The following is a 21,897-nucleotide window of genomic DNA, read 5'->3' on the forward strand; positions in this document are numbered from 1 at the left end:
GACTAGTTGTCTGAAGCGTACCATTCTGCAAACGACGATTCTGTTTCCTGAAGTTTAAGAGAGAATAATGTAATTCCGGCAGGAAGTCTTGCGATAATTCTGTCTGCAAAATCAACCACCATATTTTCGCTGGTTGGTTGGTAATCTACTAAAATTACGTGATGTCCGCGGTTTTTCAATTCATTTGCCAGTTCGATATGCGGAGTTGTTTCGTTAAAAACGGTTGCATGATCAAACTGATCGACGATTTCTTCTTTTACAATTTTCTTTAGATCCGAAAAATCAATTACCATTCCGTATTTCACATTCGACCGGTCCGTGATTGGCGAACCAATAACCGTTACCGATAATTTATAACTGTGCCCGTGAACGTTCTTGCATTTTCCGTCGTAACCGTACAAAGCGTGCCCGGTTTCGAAGTTAAATTGTTTTGTAATTCTGATATTACTCATCGATTTGAATTTTAGGTTGCAAATTTACGAATTAATAACCGTTTTCATCTCTTTTTTTGGCACGGTTATACATCCAGTACGCAATTCCGATTAAAATCACGAAAGGAATAAACGATCCAATGATCACTCCTATCTGATAACCGCCATCGGGAGCGTTCTTCATTTTCTCCGCAACATCAACCTGAACAACTAAAGGAATAATTCTCATACTTAATTTATTATGGAGTGAAATTTAATTTAAACACATAGAAAACATAGGTTTTATACTTTGTAAAGAGGAAATTGAAAAAAGCTCGCTTTTCACACATAGCATAAAATATCTTAAAAATATTTGTTCCAGATTAAAGGACTAAAAAGATTAATCCTTTTAATCTGTGCAATCTGTGCCAAAAAAATTAAACACATAGAAACATAGATTCTCAGCTTTAAAAAAAGATAACTAAAAAAGCTAGCTTTCACACATAGCTATGTGTTTTAAAGCAAGTGAAACGCCTCCTCTCAACACAATCCAAACTATGTCTCTATGTGTTTAAACTATTCGCAATATTTTATTTTTTAAACTGTGTCAAAGCATTTCTAGCGAAATCAGACAAAACCAATTTCCCCGTAATGGCAGCGCGTTCAATCAATATCGATTCCCATTGTTCTGTGCCTTCCCAAATAATTTTCTTCATTTCGAATAAAGCTTCCGGATTGTACGAACTCAGTTTTTGAGCAAAATTTTCTACCGCAGCATCCAATTCTTCTGCAGTATGTAATGAAGCATAAAGTCCTTTTTCCAAAGCCCATGTTGCCGATTTCCAATCAGTTGCTGCCAATGTCATTTCTGTCATAGCCGTTTTACCAATTTTACGCGAAACAGCCGGCTCGATCACAAACGGTCCAATTCCGATAGCCAGTTCCGATAATTTAATCGCACTTTCAGTCGTAGCCAAAACATAATCGCAAGTCGCAATAATTCCAACGCCGCCGCCAACGGCTTTTCCCTGAACGCGGCCCACAATTAATTTAGAACAGTTTCGCATGGCGTTTAGCAAATGTGCAAAACCCGAGAAAAACTCCGTTCCCTGCTCCTCATTTTCCACTTGCAAAAGTTCATCAAACGAAGCGCCGGAACAAAAAGCTTTTGAACCTTCGCTCTGCAAAACAATTACCGAAACTGCTTCATTTCGGCATAAATCGTTAATTTCCAATGTCAATCGATTCAACAATTCACGCGGAAAAGAATTACTCGCCGGATGACCAAATTGCACCGTCGCAACGGCATTTTGAAAACTCGTACATAAAGAACCGCTTTGATTTTCTAAACTCATAAAAATAGATTTGAACGTAAAGTTACGGTTTTGAAAAATAATTTCACCCGAAGCCTTTTGAAATTTGTTTTTTGCCAATTAATTGACTTTATTTGCTAACGCTTTGGGGGATTAGCTCATTTGGCTAGAGCGCTTGCCTGGCAGGCAAGAGGTGATCGGTTCGAATCCGATATTCTCCACAAAAAAACCGTATTACTTAATTGTGATACGGTTTTTTTTATGGGAAATACTAGAACCTTTTGAAAATAAAACCTTCTAAACTAGCCCCGATAGAACTGGAAATCCTTTTATGCTGGGGTTCAGCATAAAAGATTGAAAGGGATAGCGGGACTGGTCGTCTTTAAAAAAAGAAAACTTCTGCTCCTAAAAAATAAAAAACCATATCACAATTAAGTAATACGGTTTTTATGATTGTAAATTAAACCTTATGTTATAAGTTTTAATTATTTAGTAACAGTAACAAATGGAAGATTATTCAACTCTGTGATCACAAAAGTAGATTGTGTACTCGATTTGTCTAACATTCCGTCAGAAGTTATAGTGTAAAGATTATTCAATGAAACACCATTTTCATATGGTACTTGAAATTCTGTGATTTTTACCAATTCACCGTCAACATCATAAACTTCTATTCTATAGGTTCTTCCATTTCCGGTATTCGTAGTCCAAAAATAACCATCATTAACTTTCGTACCAGAACATAAATAATCACTTACAACTTGCTCGCTGGTAAAGACAAGCGCATTAGGTGTTTTATTCCACTCATAATCACCAAGAGTATAAGAAATCTGACCACAAAACAATTTAGCAGTATATCCTTGTCCTTTTAAATCTTCTGCAAACGCAAATAGCGAAATTAATCTTCCGTTTATTGGTTCTAATTCAAACTGAATTGCGTCATTTTCTCCCGCAACAACATTTCTACTAATAGTTTGTTTAGATTTATAAACAACTGAAGGAATTTTATTTAAAAGTCTTTGCGATATAGAATTTAAAGATTCATTTTCATCCTCGATGACCGGTGATCTCTCGTACCAAGCTTCTGATGGTGCATTTGTTGTAGTCAATACTGTAAAATCCGAAGTTCCTGTTTTCAAATTTCTTAGAATAAAATCTTTCTCTGCTCCTATTGTACCATTTTCGACCAAATTAAATACATTATCGTAGGAAACACCCGCATTAACAGAAGTAACAATTACACTTTGTATCTCAACAGGTAATGTATTTCTCAAAACATCCTTTCCTGTCATTTTCACATTAGGATTTACAAAGCCAATTTTCATATTTGCTTCTTTCGCTTCGCCAGTTCCAGTAGAACCAGAATCGTCGCTAGAACAACCCACAAGACTTAAAAATAGGACTAACCCCAAAATTGTTTTTTTCATATTTAGTTTTTTAGTTAATGGAGTAAATGTATTATTAAAAAGAATACTTTGATTACGGCTTCACGTATTAGTTTAAAAAAAAATATCACTTGGTTTTCAAGTACTTTCTAAATAAATTTACTCAGCAAAACAAGTGGTATATTAGGAAATTCAAATATGATATTCTCCACAAAAAGACCGTATTACTCAATTGTAATACGGTCTTTTTTATTTCTATAAAGAAAATCATTTCTTATTCATACTCAAATACCCTAATATCTGTAGTATAATTAAATCCAGCCGAGTCGTACTTAATTAAGTATCCATCTGCATCATAAAAATATTTAGGAACACTTTCAAACTGCAACTGCCAGGCTCCGTTATATAATATATGCGATTCCAATTTTACCACATGCAGGTATTGATTGTCTATTTGGTAATAAGGCTCTTTATTGTAAACCCCTGCTTTTGCCGGATCATAAGTATAAATCACATAATTTCTATTGGTCTCCGTTTGATCTGCATTAATTTCATACAAAGTTTTAACATAAGACGTTTCATCAGGATAGAGATATTTGAAATGCATTTGCGGAATTCTGCCATTACTTATTGTATTTACATAAAAATACGAATCTACAATTCGGCCCTTATCATCATACTCATAAGTATAACTCACAGATCCATCCGCTTCTATTCTCTTATCAATTAATCCTTTGTCATTATAACTGTAACTGGCTCCAAAGTCAAAAGAACCTACTGCCTTTTTTAATGTCCCATCCGCATTGTATTCAAAACTAAATTCCTCAGGTGGATTAGTATGTCCGTTGTTGGTATAAACAGTCTCTGCTTCAATATTGGTTAATTGTCCTAAAGTATTGTATTTATAAACTATTACATTATCGCGTTCTGTATCTACATTTAATGCCTTTTCGCCCGGATCATATAAATTCTCCGACGGCAAAGCTCTGTAATCGTTTATTAAATCAGTATTAAAATGGTAGGTATAAATATTAGTTCCAATATTTTGCGCATATTTAATTGATCGCACCAAACGTTTTTGCTCGGCAGCTCTCTTTCCCATTTTATTTGTCGAAGCACTGATATTTCGAATCGCTGCCTTCATCATTTCAGATTTTGGAACCGTCGAAACTGGTACTTCAGGCTCTTCCGGTTTAGGCTCTTCCGGTACAACAACCACAGGTTTTTCCGGTTCAGTTTCATCGCTCGAACAGCTAATCATAGTCAGCTGAAACAAAGCAATTATAACAAGTGAAAGGCTAAGTAATTTTCTCTTCATATTTACTGATTTACAATAGATTTAGGATTTTCTTGGTATTTTTAAGAATGCTAATATAATACTTATTAAAGTCACTTTTAATTTTGAGACAGTGATCTGTTTTTTATTTGAATCTGGAGCAGAAAATTTCGTTTTCAAAAGACCACCTGTCCCGCTATCCCTTCCAATCTTTTATGCTGAACCCCAGCATAAAAGGATTTCCAGTTCTATCGGGGCTAGATTAGAGGGTTTTGTTTTTATAAGATGTTTGAAGTTGGGTTGTAGATTTACTTTGAGGTTCTCAACTCCATCATTTAGGTTCTATCATGATATTTTTACTCTATCAGACTCCATTTTATAGGTTCACGACGTCAAATTTGACGTCATCAACGTTAACGTTTATGTTTAGAACCTAAAGCTTTACCTTGTCGTCCCTAAAATTTTAGGTTCCTGACGTAAAAATTTCATGAAAGAAGGTCAACGCTTTATGATTGAACCTAAACGGATTTACTTAAGTCCTTAAATAAGAATTCCCGAAACTAAAATTTCGGGATTTCTTAGATTTATTTCTTTGTGGGCACGGATTAAAAATCCGCGCTATCGGGGGTTATTTTTCAACTTCCTTTTTTATCCCTTCTACAATTTTTATCCTTTCATTTACTTCGTCGCGACATCTGTTTAGGCCGTTTATTTTTTCAAAATATTCATCTCTATCAGTTTTATATTTTGCAAATTGTCTAGTAGCATTTTTTCTAGATGGTTGAGAAGGAATTTTAAAAGTATATTGTAATTCTTGTAATTCACGCAGTTGATATTTTAAAAAGTCTATGAATAAAATATTTTTGTATAAAACATCATCTAAATGACGTTGGTAATCATTTTTCGGTTTCTGATTTTCAAATTCTTTTTTAACTTCATCTGAGCTATAATCATAATTAGCTATAAATTTGACCAAATGTGGCATTATAAGATTTTTTTCTTCATAGCAAAAACCTCCATGAAATGAATTTTGTAAATATTCGTCATATGTGAATATCCTTGAATTTAATGCCATTTGTGGAACCCATTCCATTCTGTGTTCTTTTGAGCGCTCAGTTTTTAATGCTTCAAGTTTTTGAACTTGTTCAGTATAAACTCTAAGAAGTTCAGTGTATAATTTCAATAATTCGTCCATTAAAATACAATGTTTGGAGTTAAAGTTAATTTCTTAAATAACGAACGCTTAATAATTACCTACAAAATTCTAGTCAGCTGGTTGGGTATTAAATTAAGCCCATTAATCGGATTTAACATATTATCCCAAATTACAAAACCAACTTTCCATTAAGCCTATTGCCTAAATCCGTTATAATAGAGTTGTGTAAAGCTTTTATTTGACTTTTTCTAGTTCAAATAGTGATAAAAATTTGTTGCCTAGTGCTGAAATGAAAAATTTATTTGTTTCATAAGTAGTGTTTTTTTTGTGTGAAATTCTTTCAACTAAATTAAAATTCAACAATGTGGGTACTAATGTATTACAAATATAAATTTGAGTGGGATTCGATAAAAAATTTGTAACTCCAGTAGTCAACAATCCTCTATACTTATAAAATAAGTTGATCATTTCAAGTTCAACATCTTTTCCGGTGGTATTTAATGACGCTGGAACAACAACTTTTTTCTTTATTAAAACATTTTTTATTTCTTCGTATGTATATTCTCCAATTTGATTGTTATGCTTTGTCTTTTTTGTTAATGCTTCTAGTTTTTTAACTTCTTCCATTAAATCTTCTTTTTCATTCTTTAAATCCTCTATCAAATTTAATAATTGACTATTATCTTGAATTTCATCTGATCTTATCCAACCAACTAGTTGGGATTGAGATTGAATATCCATTATTGATTCTAAAACAGATAATTTAATTTCTGTTGAATTATTAAAAAATCTACAAACTTTAGACTTTACAGTCTTTTTGAATTCTTGATACTTGTTTTGATTTTCTAGCTCAAGCACACTTGGTCCAAATTGTTTTGTTTTTGCATTTAGAAGCTCGTCTTCCATAATTAATGAGAAAAACGGTTTGCCTAATTCTATAGCATATCTGTATTCTATCTCAGTGTATGCTAATTGGCTTTCAGCTTCTATGGAACCATATCTACCTCCAAGTATTAAAACATAAATATCAGACTCTTGAATCCATTTTTTTATTATCTCTAATTGAGTTTTATCTCCCGCAGAAAATAATTCCATTCCAGCAGGAATATGTCCAGCCCTCAAAATAGCCTGGACCGCAGATTGTCTTTCATCTATTAAATCTGTATATGTAGACGAAACAAATATTTGATACTTTTTCTTCATTATTTTTTAGTATTGTTAGCTTTAATGTTTTGCACAACGTCACGGTATTAGAGTCACGGTATTAGAAAGTGTTTAGCTCACGATTTTAAAATGGGAGGTAGGTTTCTGTTTGTGCTTGGAGGAGGCTTGACATTATTAATGCGAGGAGAGTGAAAGAGTAATTTTTTTTCATAATTGAATTGAATTAAAAACTTTGTCGAGCTACTTGCGAGGATTTCTCCTTCGTCGAAATGACAATATTGCGACATAACTTGTCGAGTTTCTAGTATGTTCCTTCTCCCGAGACTTCGGGATCAGGATGAAAAGATTGTGGTAACTTTGTCGAGCTACTTGCGAGGATTTCTCCTTCGTCGAAATGACAAGATTGTGGTAAAACTTAACGGCTTTGCGACCTCACCGACAAAGAAACTTCGTGCTCTTTGCGTAAACCCTTAGCGTACATTGCCGTTAAAAAAAACTTAGTGCCTTAGCGCCTTCGTGGCAAATACCCCCTACTTAATCAAAAACCCCAATCGAATCGATCCATAAAAATAACCTGAATTCGTATTCGTTTCAGGATCTTTTAATTCTCGACCACGGTATAGAAAAGAATAAGAAATATTAAAATTGTTGTGGCGGTATTTCAAACCAAATTCGGCGTTGAAACGAAGTGGTTCCAACTCAAAAGTCACCGGACTGGTGTCGCTGAACATACTGCCTTCGATGGTAGCGTCATAAAATTGGTAATTGACGCTTGGCATCGCATAAAAGTAAAATTCTCTAATATCAAATTGCGGTTGAGCACTCACAGAAGCGTCGTGCAAATTAGAATCGTAAACAGGGAGTAATTTCTTAAAACCAACTCGGGCCAAAAAACCGGTTGATACACCATCGAAAATAGTCCCCAAATTAGCTTCTGACTGAAAATGAAGATCTACAAAATCGTTGTGTTTACCCGGGAATAATTTCTTCGAATACATAACATGTGCCTGTACAGCCAATGCATTATGAAGTTGGTTTTCCCAACCATACACCTTTTTATACCCAATGATATGATGAAAACTTTCCTGAGTTTCGCGGCCAAAAGCATTTGGCCCCATATAACCCAATTGAAAATCAGTCTTTAAAACCGATTCACTGTTATAGAAAAAACTGCGTCCGCCTTCGGCAAAAAGATATCCGGTAAAAGGACGGTCGTTAATATCAACAGCTGTTTCATTAATAAATCTCGGATTATAAATGTATTGTCCAACGCGAAATTCAGTAATCTTTTTATTGATTTTTTCGTTTTCGTTTTTGGAAAGATATCTGAAGAAAAGCTCTAAACCGTTTGTATAATACATATCGTTTTTAGACGAAGTGTATAAATCATTATCGGTAATAAAACCAAACTCTTTCGTTTTTGACTGACCAAAACCTAAAACTGTTGTCAATAGGAAAAGCGCAAGAAGGGCGTTTCTATTTCCCATTATAATTTATTTTTCCAACAGCACGCATTTCGCGAACAATTCGTTCTTTGCGTCGATTGATATAACTTGAAGAACCAGTGGCTTTAAATTTTCTTGGGTTTGGTAATATTGCGGCAATTCCGGCAGCCTGCATTTGTGTTAAACTCGAAGCGTCGCGGCGGTACCAATGTTCTGTTGCGGCATAAGCTCCGTAAACACCATCCCCCATTTCGATACTATTTAAGTAAACTTCCATAATACGTTCTTTGCCCCAAATAATTTCGATTAAAACGGTAAAGTAAGCTTCCAAGCCTTTTCGGAAATAACTTTTCCCTTGCCACAAAAAGACATTTTTGGCGGTTTGTTGTGAGATTGTACTTCCACCACGAATTCGGCGTCCGCGTTCGTTGCTTTTATACGCTTTTTGAAGCGCTTTGAAATCGAAACCATTGTGATATAAAAAAGTTCCGTCTTCGCTGGCGATCACCGCTTTTTGAAGATTCATCGAAATTTTATCAATTGGTTCCCAATCGTGATCAAAATAAACTTCTTTGCCAGCCATTTTATTTTCGATAGCACGAATCAGCATTAAAGGTGTAAACGGTACCGGTACATATTTAAAAAATATAACGGATCCGATCGAAAGTCCGAAGAACCATAAAAACAGTTTAATAAAAAACCATTTTACTTTCTCGCCAAACGAACGATTGGTTTTCTTTTTCGCAATTGGTTTCGCTTTGCTTGCGGCTGGTTTTTTTGGTGCTGGTTTCTTGGTTGCTGCCATTATATTAAATCTGCTAATTCTGTTCCTATTAAACTCCCAATTGCGACGCCCATTCCGCCTAAACGCACTCCACAAAACACGTTTTCAGTCAGTTGAGACACAACAGGTTTTTTACTATTTCCTACTCCCATGATTCCGCTCCAACGGTGCGCAATCTGGAATTCCTGATTCGGTAAAATTACATTTTTCAGCAAATCTTCCAACTTATTTTGCACAATTTTGGTTTGACCAAATTCGGTGGTGTTTTCTGTTTCAAAATCTAAGTTTCGGCCACCGCCCAATAGGATTCTGTCACCTATATTTCTGAAATAATAATATCCGCGATCTAAATGAAAAGTGCCTCGAATATCTAAATTCGGAATTGGTTCGGTTATCAAAACCTGCGCTCTTGCGGGTTGTACTGCTCCTTTTGTTAACGTATTGGCAAAGCCATTTGTTGCGAACAATATTTTTTTGGATGTAAAACTAAAGTCATTCAATGCAATTTCAACCTGATTTCCTAAATCGGCATATCCCGTTACTGTTTGCTGATTCAAAATTAAAACATCAGCAGCAACAGCTTGTTTCAGTAATTCCTGCATCATATTTCCGGTATCAATCTGCCCTTCAAACGGATTAAAAATTAAATATTCCTGAATGTTTTCAAATCCAAAACGGTCAATTTCTTTGGTGAAAACATCGGCCTTAAAAAGGGATTTTAAAATTTCATTGATAAAAGGCAATCGCGCGACACATTCATTGAAACCTCTTTCGTCTTCTTTCAAAAAAAGTTCGTATCCGCCATGAGGTTTAAAATCTATTGCAGCGTCTCCCAATCTTTTTCGAAGCAATTGTAAACCCTGCCAGCGTTTTTCAATTAAGGCAATCACATCTTCTTCTGTATGTGTTTTTAGATCTTCGATAATTTCAGAAATACTCCCGAAACAGGCAAAACCCGCATTCTTTGTACTCGCACCTTGCGGCAACATTCCTTTTTCCAACACTAGAATTTTCGCCGTCGGGAATCTTTCGCGTAAGCGCAATGCGGCGTGCAAGCCTACAATGCCACTGCCTACAATTGTATAGTCAACATTTGTGAACCAATTTTTAAGCTCCCAATAACTTAATTCCATTTGTCAAATTTTTATAAAAATAATGATTTTTTTTTCACCATATAAGTAATGTAAGTTCATTTAAACTTTATGAATTAGTTCTTTGTCAGGTCAAGCACATCGAAGTTTGAAAAGAAACCAATTTCTGCAGATATATCTAATTAAATGAACTTATATTACTTATATGGTTCAACTTTTTTAACATTTAGTTGCTAAAATATATTTGTACTTTTAGCCCCACGAATATTAGAATTTTATTATGAAAAAAGTATTATTTACAACCTTAATAATGATGAGTTTAAACGCTATCGGACAGAATGTGATGTCACCAGAATTGTTATGGAAATTAGGAAGAGTGACTGCACTTGGACTTTCGAAAGATGAAAAAAATGTTGTTTTTAAAGTTTCTACTCCTTCGGTAGAAGAAAACAAATCGTCTTCAAAATTTTACATCTTGCCAGTAAATGGCGGAACTGCAACTGAAATTAAAGAAACAAAAGATGTTTTGGCCGACAAAAATGTTTCGCCTGACGGAAAATTTTTAGTGTACAATGAAGAAGTGAAACTGGAGAAAGTTTTAGGAAAAGATTTCTACCCAAGCCTTACCAAATCTGACGCTCAAATTTATGATGGTTTAGATTACCGTCATTGGGACACTTGGAATGAAGGGAAATTCAACCACGTTTTTTATAAAGACAACAAAGAAGGTGCTGCCGGAATTGACATCTTAAAAGGGGAGAATTTTGATTCTCCACAAAAACCTTTTGGTGGCGACGAAGATTATATCTGGTCTCCTGACGGAAAAAGCATCTTATATGTTTGCAAGAAAAAAGCAGGAACTGATTATGCGATTTCGACAAACACCAATATTTATGAGTACAATTTAGAGACTCAAAAAACAATCAACAGAACCGAAGATAATTTAGGCTACGATACAGCTCCGCAATTTTCTCCAACAGGAAATTTAACGTGGCTGCAAATGAAACGTGATGGTTACGAAGCGGACAAAAATGATATTATTGTTGAGTTTAAAGGAATCAAAACGAATCTTACTGCAAACTGGGACGGAACTGTAGACAATTTCATCTGGAGTAAAGATGGTAAAAACGTTTATTTTGTAGCACCAGTTGACGGTACAAAACAACTTTTTGTAGTAAACTTTCCAGGATTGACCAGAATTGCCATTCAGGTTCGTCAAATTACAAAAGGTGATTTTGATGTTAATGATTTAGTTGGTTTCGCGGGAGATGATATTATCGTAACCAGAAATGACATGAATCATGCTCCGGAGATTTATTCTTTTAATTTGAAGAAAAACAACTGGAAACAACTTTCAAATGTAAATACAGATACGTACAAAACATTAGCGTTAAGCAAAACAGAAAAACGTTATGTTACGACAACTGATGGTAAAAAAATGTTGGTTTGGGTAATTTTACCTCCAAATTTTGATGCTACAAAAAAATACCCAACCTTGTTATTCTGTCAAGGTGGACCACAAAGCGCGTTGACACAATCGTATTCTTTCCGTTGGAATTTCTCTTTAATGGCTGCTAAAGGTTACGTAGTTGTAGCGCCAAACCGTCGCGGTATGCCAGGACACGGAGTGGAGTGGAATGAGAAAATCAGTAAAGACTGGGGCGGACAAGTTATGGACGATTACCTTTCTGCGATTGATGATGTTGCCAAAGAAAGCTATGTTGATAAAAGCCGTTTAGGTTGCGTGGGTGCAAGTTACGGTGGATACTCTGTATTTTATCTAGCAGGAATTCACAACAACCGTTTCAAAACGTTTATCGCACACGATGGTGTTTTCAATACCGTAAGTATGTTGGGAACAACTGAAGAAGTTTTCTTTAACAACTGGGATTTTGGTGGTGCTTATTGGGAAAAAGACAATGCTGTTGCTCAAAAAGCGTATACAACATTTAATCCTGCAACTATGGTTGAGAAGTGGAACAAACCAATCTTAATCTTTCAGGGAGGAAAAGATTTCCGTGTGCCAATCGGACAAGGACAAGAAGCTTTTCAGGCTGCTCAGTTAAGAGGAATCAAAAGCAGATTTGTTTATTTTCCAGATGAAAATCACTGGGTTTTAAAACCGCAAAATGCTCAGGTTTGGCAAGGTGAATTTTTCAAATGGCTGAACGAAACACTATAAGCTAAGTATCTTAAATATTTAATAGCCGCAAATTGTTATATAATTTGCGGCTATTTTATTTTTTAGATGTTTGAATTATGTAACAGATTCACTTTGATTCCCTTTTTAAAATAGTTTTTTTTGAATAAATTGCAGGGAATTCGAATTGAAAAATACCCCAATCCCAACAATTACAATATATGGAGAGTAAAAGAAGTTACACAGCTATCAAAGTGCTTTTCAGCTATGTTGCATTACTCGCTTTGGTTGTAACAGTGGGATGGTTTTTATATTCTGAAAATGTGGTTTATAACAAATTGGAAGATAAAATTGCCTTCGAAAAAACCAAGATTTTAAGAGTCAGTAAATTATTTTCAAATGTTTATAAAACGGAAAGTTTAGCCCGAAAAACAATTCAGACCAACTCTGAAAGCGACTTTAAAAGTTATCTTATTGAAACCGATTCCTTACGCTCCAGAATTGACACTTTAAAACAAATTGTAACTACACAATATCAAAAAACACTACTGGATAGTGTTAACTATTACTTATCTGAAAAAACCAAAAACATTCAGCAATTAAAGACCATAAAAAATAAAGCCGATGACGAAGTTTCAGTAAATTCTGCCATTGATGAAATTACCAAAATGGAGTTTAAACTTCGTAAATTGGAGCTGCAGGATTTTACTAAAAGCCCAAACCAATTAGGGAGTTATCAAAAAAATGTACTTCAGCAATATGTTGATTATCTGAATCAGAATATTCCTGATGACAGCACCAATACGTTAAGCAAACAAGCCTCCGATTCTATCCTGGCCAATTCAAAAAAGCTTTTAAGTTCCGTAAAACAAAGAGCTGAAAAGAAAAAAGAGTCTTTGAATTTTCAGGAAAACAAATTACTGAAAAATGAAATCGCGATTTCGGAACAACTTCGAAAAGTACTTCGAATTATTGAGCGAGAGATTATTATCAACTCCATAAAAAACAATTCCCTAAAAGAAAAATCCCTTAAAAAAGTTAACGAGATTGTTACGGCATCTGCCATTATTGGTTTGGTGTTGACGCTGTTTTTCTCGATTTTAATTGTCAGCGATTATTCGAAGTCGCAAGTCTATAAACGACAGCTTGAAATTGCGAATTTCAAAACAAAAAACCTTCTTAAAAGCCGTGAACAACTGATCTCCACTGTAAGTCACGATTTAAAAACACCTTTGAGTACCATTGTAGGTTATTCGGAACTTTTGGGCAATTCTGATGTGAATACGAAGCAATCCTATTTCATTAAAAACATTAAAAACTCCTCTGAATATATTACGCAATTAGTGCAGGATTTATTGGATTTTTCGAAGATTGAAGCTGGAAAAATTACGATTGAAAAAGTCCCCTTTTCATTACCTGAAATTATTGATGAAGTGGCAAAAAGTATTCAGACCGTTTACAAGCAAAAAAACATTGAGCTTATTATTAATGTTGATGAAAAACTGCACACCAAAATTGTTGGTGACCCGTTTCGTTTGAAACAAATCCTGAGTAATATTATTGGAAATGCTTATAAATTTACTGAAGAAGGTTTCATCAGAATTAGCGCTTTCTTAAGCGAAAATGATCAATTTTTCACTATTACAATTGAAGATAGCGGAATTGGAATCGAAAAAGGAAATCAGAAATTGGTTTTTGAAGAATTTGCTCAGGCTAATGAAGGTATTGAAAAAAAATACGGAGGAACTGGTTTGGGATTATCAATCTGCCAGAAAATAATTTCGATTTTAGGAGGAACTTTAGCACTTGAAAGCACTTTTGGAAAAGGAAGTACTTTTGAAATACAGCTTCCGTTGTTATTTGACACCAGCATAAATTCAATTCCTGAGATTAAAAAACCAACCGTCCGTAATACTAAAAAACAAACTTTTATAGTGATTGATGATGATATTAATCTTCTCAATTTAACAAGTGGTGTTTTAAGACAGGAAAATCATCAGGTATTATCTTTCAACAATGCGACTAAAGCTTTGGAAGCGATTCAGAAAACAAATTTTGATTTTATCATTACCGATATCCAAATGCCGGAAATGGATGGTTTCATGTTTCTTCAAAAACTTAAAAATACTGCTATTTATAAAAATCAGCCGGTAATTGCCTTAACCGGAAGAACTGACTTAGACGCTTCAGTCTATGCAAAAGCTGGTTTTACCACTGTGGTAAAAAAACCATATTCACCGAAAATATTATTGGAAACAATACATCTCATTTTAGAAAACGACACTTTGCCTACGGTTGAAATTAATGATAGTGAACAAAAAATAGCATCAAAATCTTATTCGTTAGAGACTTTAAAGGAATTTTTAGGAAATGATAATGATGCTCTGAAAGAAGTTTTAAAATCATTTATAGAAAGTACCAATGAAAATTTAGCTCATTTGGAAAATGCCGTTACACAAGAAAATGTCTCAGAAATAAATGCTATTGCACATCGAATTGCTCCAATGTTCAATCAAATTGAAGCTTATGAAATTGGTGGAATTTTAAAAGTATTGGATAAAAATGATTTTGAAATTTCTGATTTGAAAGACATTTTCAAAGCTTTAAAAGCTAAGACTGACTCACTTTTTAAAGCCCTGCAGAAAGAGATTATTTAATCAATATTGTATTGTTTTAACTTATTGTAAAGTGTCTTTCTGGTAATTTTAAGCAATTTTGCCGCTTCCGATTTATTATTTTGAGTTCTTGAAAGCGCATGAATAATAGTTTCTCTCTCATTGTCAGACAATGAAAAAGTTTCATTTGAACTTTGCTGATTGTTTTTTTGAACCTGGAAAAACTCGGCAGGCAAAACATCACTTTCAATAAAATCGCCACGCGATAAAAGTGTAGCGCGTTTGACACAGTTTTGTAATTCACGTAAATTCCCTGGCCAATTGTATTTTTGAAAAATAGCAACGACTTCAGGTGAAAAACCAATAATTTCCTTATTCAATTGTTGATTGGCTTTTTCAAGAAAATAATCAGCAAAAACCATTAAATCTTCTTCTCTTTCTTTTAACGATGGAGACAGAATAGAGAATTCATTGATTCTATGGTATAAATCTTCTCTAAAATCGCCGTTTTTTACCGCCTCACGTAAATCTTCATTTGTAGCCGTTATGATGCGGATATCGACGTTAATTTCCTTATTGCTTCCAACAGGCTTTATTTTTCGTTCCTGCAGTGCTCTCAACAACTGTATTTGATTTTCATAAGAAAGATTTCCTATTTCATCTAAAAAAAGAGTTCCGCCATTTGCCGCTTCAAAATAACCCATCTTGTCGCTAATGGCTCCGGTGAAAGATCCTTTTAAATGTCCGAAAAATTCGCTTGCAGCCAATTCTTTGGGAATAGCTCCACAATCAACCGCAATAAAATTGTTGTTTTTACGGGTGCTTTGCTGATGAATACTTTTAGCAATGATTTCTTTTCCTGTTCCGCTTTCGCCAATAATCAAAACAGACATATCTGTTGGACTAACCAAGTGAATATGATCTAATAATTTTTTGGAAGCCACAGAGATACCTCTGACAAATTCATTTTCAGAAGAAGTTGCTTCTTTCTTTTTTGGGGCTTTTTTTTCTTTTGCTGGCATTTCTTCTGCTTCAGCATTTTTCAAAGCATTTGTAATGACCAATAAAACCTCATCAGGGTTAAAAGGTTTAGAAATATAATCGGCTGCACCATTTTTAATGGCCTTAACCGCAGTATTAACATCTGAATATCCCGTCATAAGTATAACAGGAATTTCAGGGTAAGCTGTTTTAAATTCAGACATAAGTCCAATGCCGTCAGAATCTGGCAAACGAAGATCTGTCAGAATCAAATCGAAAGATTCTTTTTTCATTGCCAATCGGGCTTCTTCTGCCGAGAAAGCAACAGTTACATCGTAAGCTTTTTTAATTAGAAATTTCTCTAATAATTTGCAAAACGAAATATCATCTTCTATCAGTAATATCTTTGACATCTGTTTTTAGGGTCTTTTTTGCTAAAATAATACTATTAAAGTTGTATTTTCATAAAATTATGCAAAAAAAAAGAGATTGCACGTCGCAACCTCTTTTTTACCAAAAACATAAATCTAATTCACCTAATTATATTTTCAACCAATTGCCATTGACATCTGAGAAAACAGTAGCCTTTTGGTCACCAACTGATATTTCGAGTTTATACTCTTTTTTTTCATTTGTATAAGCTTTCACTAGCTTTGCGCCAGGATAAGCTTTTTCTAAAGCTGCTTTCACCACAGCCGGAACTGCATCTTCAGCAACTTCTTTATATTCATCCTGAACATTGACAGCAATCTTTACAGTTTCAGCTTCTGTAGTTGTTGCATGCATTGATAAACTTCCCAAAATTATTGCTGCTGATAAGATTAACTTTTTCATAATGTTCTTTTTAATTATTTTTTAATGATGTTTCCTGAAGCATCTGTAAAAAAAGTATATTTCTTACCTTCTTTAGAAATTTCAAGTTTGTATTCGTCCTTAGCATTTTTCCATGCTTTTTCCAGTTTAGAACCTACAAACGATTTTTCTATTGTTGATTTTACAGCGGCTGGAACAGCATCTGCTGTAATTTCAGTGTATTCATCCTGAATATTTACTGAGGAAACAATTTGATTCGTAACAACCGGAGTTGCTGCAGTCACTGACAAACCTCCTAAAAGGATAGCTGCCGATAAAATTAACTTTTTCATATTATGGGGTTTTTATGGTTACTTTTTAATGATGTTTCCTGTTGCATCAGTGTAAACAGTCGATTTTTCACCTCTTACAGTGATCTCGATTTTGTACTCTTTTTTCTCGTTTACATATGCTTTATCAAGTTTAACACCTGGATAAGCATTGTCTAAAGCTGTTTTAATAGCTGCCGGAACAGCATCAACTTCTTTGTACTCGTCCTGAATATTTACTGATTGTGTTATTGTATTTTTCATATCAATAACTCCTGCCTGCATTGACAGCCCTCCCAACAGGATTGCTGCCGATAAGATTAACTTTTTCATAATGATAGTTTTTTAGTAGTTAGTTGATTATTTTTTAACCCAAGATCCGTCTGCATTAGCATAAAGTGCTCCAACTTTGTCTCCTACTGTAACTTCTAATTTGTATTGAGAAGCAGCATTTTTGTATGCTTTAGAAAGAATTGCATCCGGATATGCTTTTTTAAGCGCACCTGTTACTGCAGCTGGAACTTCTTCTAACTTAACTTCAGTATACTCGTCCTGAATTGAAATTGTTTTTACGATTGTGTTTGAAATTGGAGAAGTTGAAGCAAATGATGTTAAACCTCCCAAAACGATTGCGGCTGATAAAAATAAATTTTTCATGATATTTAATTTAATGGTGTGTATAATATTTAAAATTTAAACTGAATCTCTGGATGGATTATTTTTTAATCCAGGATCCGTCTGCGTTAGCGTATAGAGAACCTACTTTGTCTCCAACGGTAACGTCTAATTTATATTCTGATTTTGCATTTTTATATGCTTTAGTAAGCACTGCATCCGGATATGCTTTTTTAAGCGCATCAGTAATTGCAGTTGGTAATTCTACTACTTTAATTTCTGTGTATTCGTCCTGAATAGAAATTGTTTTTACGATTGTATTTGAAATTGGAGAAGTTGAAGCAAATGATGTTAAACCTCCCAAAACGATTGCGGCTGATAAAAATAGATTTTTCATAATAGTTGTATTTTAGTATTCGTACTTTAATTTTAGTGTTGGCTATCTGAATAAACATAGCGCTCTGTTTTAAAATTATTTTTTAATCCAGGTTCCGTCTGCATTAGCGTAAAGAGAACCTACTTTTTCTCCTACAGTTACATCTAGTTTATATTCAGATTTTGCATTTTTATAAGCTTTAGAAAGTACTGCATCCGGAAATGATTTTTTTAAAGCTTCAGTTATTGGAGCCGGTAATTCCTCTAATTTAATTTCAGTATATTCATCTTGAATTGAAATCGTTTTTATAATAGAGTTTGTCATTGGAGCTGTAGCAGCGAATGAAGATAAACTTCCCAAAACAATAGCGGCTGATAAGAATAAATTTTTCATAATGATATTTAGTTTAATAGTTGTTTACGCTTTAGATAATGAAATTATTATGCCGCAAGCCAAACATTAAGTACCAAATCACATAAACCCTTATTTTTAAAGGCTTTATAACCAGTGTGCCAAAATTGAGAAATATAAAAAAGTGTGTAATTAGAAAAATAATGTGTAAAAAGTATACACTTTAAGTGTTTACTAAAGCATTTTAAATAACAAAACCCGATGGATTTCAAAATCTATCGGGTTTAAAATATGATGTAAAATAAAAAAGGCTGCCAAAATTGACAGCCTTTATAATTATTCGATTGGATTCATTTTAAAAGTATCCATAAATGCAGTTGTATAATCCCCTGCAATATATCTTGGATCATCCATTAATTGTCTGTGGAAAGGTATTGTAGTTTTCACACCTTCAATTACGAATTCATCTAAAGCTCTTCGCATTTTGCTGATCGCTTCTTCACGAGATTGTGCCGTTGTAATTAACTTAGCAATCATTGAATCGTAGTTTGGCGGAATACTATAACCTGAGTAAACGTGAGTATCTAAACGAACTCCGTGTCCTCCTGGCATATGAAGCGTAGTAATTTTTCCTGGTGAAGGGCGAAAATCGTTATAAGGATCTTCAGCATTAATACGACACTCAATAGCGTGTAATTGTGGTAAATAATTTTTACCTGAAATTGGAATTCCTGCAGCTACCATAATTTGCTCACGAATCAAATCATAATCAATAACTTGTTCTGTGATTGGGTGCTCAACCTGAATACGAGTATTCATTTCCATGAAATAGAAATTTCTGTGTTTGTCTACAAGAAATTCTACCGTTCCGGCTCCTTCGTATTTAATGAATTCAGCAGCTTTTACAGCAGCTTCTCCCATTGCAGTACGCAATTCGTCTGTCATGAAAGGCGAAGGTGTTTCTTCTGTTAATTTTTGGTGACGACGTTGAACTGAACAGTCTCTTTCAGAAAGGTGACATGCTTTTCCGTAAGAATCTCCAACAACCTGAATTTCGATATGACGTGGTTCTTCAATAAGTTTCTCCATGTACATTCCGTCATTTCCAAATGCAGCAGCAGCTTCCTGACGCGCACTTTCCCATGCCTTCAATAATTCTTCTTCTTTCCAAACGGCACGCATTCCTTTTCCACCACCACCGGCAGTAGCTTTAAGCATAACCGGGTAACCAAATTCTTTAGCCAATTTTTGTGTTTGTTCGAAAGATTCTAATAATCCGTCAGAACCTGGTACACATGGAACTCCTGCAGCTTTCATGGTAGCTTTTGCAGAAGCTTTGTCTCCCATTCTATCAATCATTTCAGGAGCAGCACCAATAAATTTGATTCCGTGCTCTTGACAAATTTTAGAGAATTTAGCATTCTCTGAAAGAAATCCATATCCTGGATGAATTGCGTCTGCATTTGTAATTTCTGCAGCAGCAATAATATTTGACATTTTCAAATACGATAAGTTACTCGGAGGAGGTCCGATACAAACCGCTTCGTCAGCAAACTTTACATGTAGACTTTCTGCATCAGCTGTAGAGTAAACCGCTACAGTCTTAATTCCCATTTCCTTACATGTACGAATTACACGAAGTGCAATTTCTCCTCTATTCGCAATTAATATTTTTTTAAACATCTTATTTTAATTAGATAATTAGACAAGTTTGATAATTAGATAATTTTAGATGATTAACAAATTGCAAATCAATCTAAAATCTAAAATCTAAAATCTAAATTTATTTATGATGGATCTACTAAGAATAAAGGTTGATCAAATTCTACCGGAGACATATCGTCAACAAGAATTTTTACAATTTTACCTGAAACTTCTGATTCGATTTCGTTGAATAATTTCATTGCTTCAATTACACAAAGAACATCTCCTTTTGAAATAACACTTCCTACTTCAGTGAAAACTGGTTTGTCCGGAGACGGTTTTCTGTAGAAAGTTCCAATGATTGGAGATTTAATTGTAATGAATTTAGAATCTTCAGCTGGAGCTGCCGCTTCACTATTTACATTTACAACAACTGGTGCCGCTTGTTGAGGAGCAACAGCTTGTGGCAATGCAGCCTGAGCTGGCAATTGCTGTACATAAGTAGTTTCAGTTACATTTCCTTCTAAAGTTGTTCTGATTGTGATTTTCACATCATCCATTTCCAACTTTACTTCTGCAACTCCCGAATTTGCTACAAATTTGATTAGGTTTTGAATTTCTTTTAAATCCATAATGATTCGTTTTTAGTTTTAATTTATTTTGTATCGTAAGCCCATTTCAGGTAAATAGATCCCCAAGTGAATCCACCACCAAAAGCGGCTAAAATAATATTATCTCCTTTTTTGAATTTGTGTTCAAAATCACTTAATACTAACGGCAAAGTTGCTGAAGTTGTATTACCATATTTTTCAATATTCATCAATACTTTTGAATCTTCAAGGTTCATTCTGCTTGCAGTAGCATCAATAATACGCTTATTTGCCTGATGTGGTACTAACCAGTCAACATCTTCATTAGTCAAATTGTTTCTTTTAACAATCAATTCGCTAGCGTCAGCCATATTAGTTACAGCATATTTAAAAACGGTTTTACCGTCCTGAATAATATTGTGTTGTCTGTTTTGAACTGTTTCTGCTGTAGTTGGGATTAAAGAACCTCCTGCAGAAATTTTAAGAAAATCGCGTCCTACACCATCACTTCTTAAGTACTCATCTTGTAAGCCTAAGCCTTCATAATTTGGTTCGAATAAAACAGCACCTGCTCCATCTCCAAAAATAATACAAGTAGATCTGTCTGTGTAATCTACAATTGATGACATTTTATCTGCACCAATTAATAAAACTTTTTTGTAACGTCCTGACTGTATATAAGCTGCAGCCGTTGACATTCCGTATAAGAAACTTGAACACGCTGCCTGCAAATCATATGCAAATGCGTTTGTCGCTCCAATTTCTGTTGCAACATAAACTCCTGTAGAGGCTACCGGCATATCTGCAGTAGCTGTTGCCATTATAACCATATCAATCTCTAAAGGATCGATGTTAGCTTTTGCTATTAAATCTTGTGCTGCTTTTATAGCAAGAAACGATGTTCCTTTATCAGCATCTTTAAGAATTCTTCTTTCTTTAATTCCGGTACGAGTAGTGATCCATTCGTCATTAGTATCGACCATAGTTTCCAACACTTTGTTTGAAAGAACAAAGTCCGGAACATAGGCTCCAACAGCGGTAATTGCGGCTGTGATTGTATTCATTATATTTTACTATTTCTTTCCAAATACAGGATATTTGAAAAATTTTTAAAAGACTTGAAAATTACAAAAAAAAACGAAATTAATTTGTAGATAATTTCTTAAAAAAAGAAAATTATAACCAACAAAAAAAACTCTCACTATGTGAGAGTTCTAGTATAATTTACAAAAACGTATTAAGCAACCGCTACAGATTTATCGATAACAACTTGCCCTCTGTAATACATTTTACCTTCATGCCAGTAAGCTCTGTGGTATAAATGTGCTTCTCCAGTAATAGGACATGTAGCGATTTGAGCTACAGTAGCTTTATAATGTGTTCTTCTCTTATCTCTTCTTGTTTTCGAGATTTTTCTCTTAGGATGTGCCATTTTACTAT

The 21,897-nt window shown here is 34.3% G+C and carries 23 protein-coding genes and 1 tRNA gene; 3 read left to right on the forward strand and 21 right to left on the reverse strand.

Annotation, left to right across the window (positions count from 1 at the left end; all coding sequences use genetic code 11):
• Positions 1-2: 2 nt before the first annotated feature.
• The 3 genes from IRZ99_RS11820 to IRZ99_RS11830 form a co-directional block, all read right to left on the reverse strand.
• Positions 3-452: a 6-carboxytetrahydropterin synthase gene (locus IRZ99_RS11820; RefSeq protein ID WP_194657451.1), complete on the reverse strand. Its 450-nt coding sequence runs from the start codon at positions 450-452 to the stop codon at positions 3-5.
• A gap of 31 nt (positions 453-483) precedes the next feature.
• Positions 484-660 carry a hypothetical protein gene (locus tag IRZ99_RS11825; protein ID WP_194657452.1) on the reverse strand — a complete coding sequence of 59 codons (177 nt, stop codon included), beginning with the start codon at positions 658-660 and terminating at the stop codon, positions 484-486.
• Positions 661-1,000: 340 nt separating this feature from the next.
• Positions 1,001-1,765 (reverse strand): enoyl-CoA hydratase/isomerase family protein, encoded by a 765-nt coding sequence (locus IRZ99_RS11830; RefSeq protein ID WP_194657453.1) that lies wholly within the window; start codon positions 1,763-1,765, stop codon positions 1,001-1,003.
• 105 nt (positions 1,766-1,870) lie between these two features.
• Here IRZ99_RS11830 and IRZ99_RS11835 point away from each other — a divergent pair.
• Positions 1,871-1,944, forward strand: a tRNA-Ala gene (locus tag IRZ99_RS11835).
• A 264-nt stretch (positions 1,945-2,208) separates the two neighbouring features.
• Here the strand turns inward: IRZ99_RS11835 and IRZ99_RS11840 are convergent.
• The 7 genes from IRZ99_RS11840 to IRZ99_RS11870 all read right to left on the reverse strand — a co-directional run bounded on the left by IRZ99_RS11840 (position 2,209) and on the right by IRZ99_RS11870 (position 10,066).
• Entirely contained in the window at positions 2,209-3,150 is a 942-nt protein-coding gene (locus IRZ99_RS11840) for a hypothetical protein (protein WP_194657454.1), read from the reverse strand.
• Positions 3,151-3,382: 232 nt separating this feature from the next.
• The gene (locus IRZ99_RS11845) at positions 3,383-4,426 is read right to left on the reverse strand and encodes a hypothetical protein (RefSeq protein ID WP_194657455.1); all 1,044 of its coding nucleotides are present in this window, start codon (positions 4,424-4,426) and stop codon (positions 3,383-3,385) included.
• 586 nt (positions 4,427-5,012) lie between these two features.
• Complete coding sequence (locus IRZ99_RS11850) at positions 5,013-5,579, reverse strand: hypothetical protein (protein ID WP_194657456.1); 567 nt, start codon at positions 5,577-5,579, stop codon at positions 5,013-5,015.
• A gap of 195 nt (positions 5,580-5,774) precedes the next feature.
• Positions 5,775-6,743 (reverse strand): DUF4062 domain-containing protein, encoded by a 969-nt coding sequence (locus IRZ99_RS11855; protein WP_194657457.1) that lies wholly within the window; start codon positions 6,741-6,743, stop codon positions 5,775-5,777.
• A 491-nt stretch (positions 6,744-7,234) separates the two neighbouring features.
• Entirely contained in the window at positions 7,235-8,191 is a 957-nt protein-coding gene (locus IRZ99_RS11860; protein ID WP_194657458.1) for a lipid A deacylase LpxR family protein, read from the reverse strand.
• Positions 8,181-8,954: a monofunctional biosynthetic peptidoglycan transglycosylase gene (gene mtgA, locus IRZ99_RS11865; RefSeq protein ID WP_194657459.1), complete on the reverse strand. Its 774-nt coding sequence runs from the start codon at positions 8,952-8,954 to the stop codon at positions 8,181-8,183. Before mtgA ends, IRZ99_RS11860 begins: the two co-directional genes overlap by 11 nt.
• Complete coding sequence (locus tag IRZ99_RS11870; RefSeq protein ID WP_194657460.1) at positions 8,954-10,066, reverse strand: FAD-binding oxidoreductase; 1,113 nt, start codon at positions 10,064-10,066, stop codon at positions 8,954-8,956. Before IRZ99_RS11870 ends, mtgA begins: the two co-directional genes overlap by 1 nt.
• A gap of 238 nt (positions 10,067-10,304) precedes the next feature.
• On the opposite strand from IRZ99_RS11870, the gene IRZ99_RS11875 reads away from it, so the two are divergent.
• A complete protein-coding gene (locus IRZ99_RS11875; RefSeq protein ID WP_194657461.1) occupies positions 10,305-12,206 on the forward strand; it encodes a S9 family peptidase in 1,902 nt (633 codons plus the stop codon).
• A gap of 179 nt (positions 12,207-12,385) precedes the next feature.
• Positions 12,386-14,821: a hybrid sensor histidine kinase/response regulator gene (locus tag IRZ99_RS11880; protein ID WP_194657462.1), complete on the forward strand. Its 2,436-nt coding sequence runs from the start codon at positions 12,386-12,388 to the stop codon at positions 14,819-14,821.
• On the opposite strand, the gene IRZ99_RS11885 is transcribed toward IRZ99_RS11880, so the two are convergent.
• From IRZ99_RS11885 to rpmF, 11 genes are all read right to left on the reverse strand, one after another.
• Entirely contained in the window at positions 14,818-16,173 is a 1,356-nt protein-coding gene (locus IRZ99_RS11885) for a sigma-54 dependent transcriptional regulator (protein WP_194657463.1), read from the reverse strand. The two genes, IRZ99_RS11880 and IRZ99_RS11885, sit on opposite strands and share 4 nt — an antisense overlap.
• A gap of 127 nt (positions 16,174-16,300) precedes the next feature.
• Complete coding sequence (locus IRZ99_RS11890) at positions 16,301-16,594, reverse strand: hypothetical protein (RefSeq protein ID WP_194657464.1); 294 nt, start codon at positions 16,592-16,594, stop codon at positions 16,301-16,303.
• 14 nt (positions 16,595-16,608) lie between these two features.
• Positions 16,609-16,905 (reverse strand): hypothetical protein, encoded by a 297-nt coding sequence (locus tag IRZ99_RS11895; protein WP_194657465.1) that lies wholly within the window; start codon positions 16,903-16,905, stop codon positions 16,609-16,611.
• 18 nt (positions 16,906-16,923) lie between these two features.
• Positions 16,924-17,214, reverse strand: coding sequence for a hypothetical protein (locus IRZ99_RS11900; RefSeq protein ID WP_194657466.1), 291 nt, complete (start codon positions 17,212-17,214; stop codon positions 16,924-16,926).
• A gap of 27 nt (positions 17,215-17,241) precedes the next feature.
• Positions 17,242-17,538, reverse strand: a complete 297-nt coding sequence (locus IRZ99_RS11905; RefSeq protein ID WP_194657467.1) for a hypothetical protein — start codon at positions 17,536-17,538, stop codon at positions 17,242-17,244.
• A gap of 58 nt (positions 17,539-17,596) precedes the next feature.
• Positions 17,597-17,893, reverse strand: coding sequence for a hypothetical protein (locus IRZ99_RS11910; RefSeq protein WP_194657468.1), 297 nt, complete (start codon positions 17,891-17,893; stop codon positions 17,597-17,599).
• Positions 17,894-17,968: 75 nt separating this feature from the next.
• Positions 17,969-18,265, reverse strand: coding sequence for a hypothetical protein (locus IRZ99_RS11915; RefSeq protein WP_194657469.1), 297 nt, complete (start codon positions 18,263-18,265; stop codon positions 17,969-17,971).
• Between the two features lie 294 nt (positions 18,266-18,559).
• Positions 18,560-19,906, reverse strand: coding sequence for an acetyl-CoA carboxylase biotin carboxylase subunit (gene accC / locus IRZ99_RS11920; protein ID WP_072969753.1), 1,347 nt, complete (start codon positions 19,904-19,906; stop codon positions 18,560-18,562).
• A gap of 104 nt (positions 19,907-20,010) precedes the next feature.
• Positions 20,011-20,499, reverse strand: a complete 489-nt coding sequence (accB, locus tag IRZ99_RS11925; protein WP_194657470.1) for an acetyl-CoA carboxylase biotin carboxyl carrier protein — start codon at positions 20,497-20,499, stop codon at positions 20,011-20,013.
• A gap of 23 nt (positions 20,500-20,522) precedes the next feature.
• Positions 20,523-21,521, reverse strand: a complete 999-nt coding sequence (locus tag IRZ99_RS11930) for a beta-ketoacyl-ACP synthase III (protein WP_194657471.1) — start codon at positions 21,519-21,521, stop codon at positions 20,523-20,525.
• Between the two features lie 173 nt (positions 21,522-21,694).
• Complete coding sequence (gene rpmF, locus IRZ99_RS11935) at positions 21,695-21,889, reverse strand: 50S ribosomal protein L32 (protein WP_007137315.1); 195 nt, start codon at positions 21,887-21,889, stop codon at positions 21,695-21,697.
• Positions 21,890-21,897 lie beyond the last annotated feature (8 nt).

It is taken from the genome of Flavobacterium sp. LC2016-12 (genome assembly GCF_015351595.1).
In the GTDB taxonomy this organism is placed as follows: Bacteria; Bacteroidota; Bacteroidia; order Flavobacteriales; family Flavobacteriaceae; genus Flavobacterium.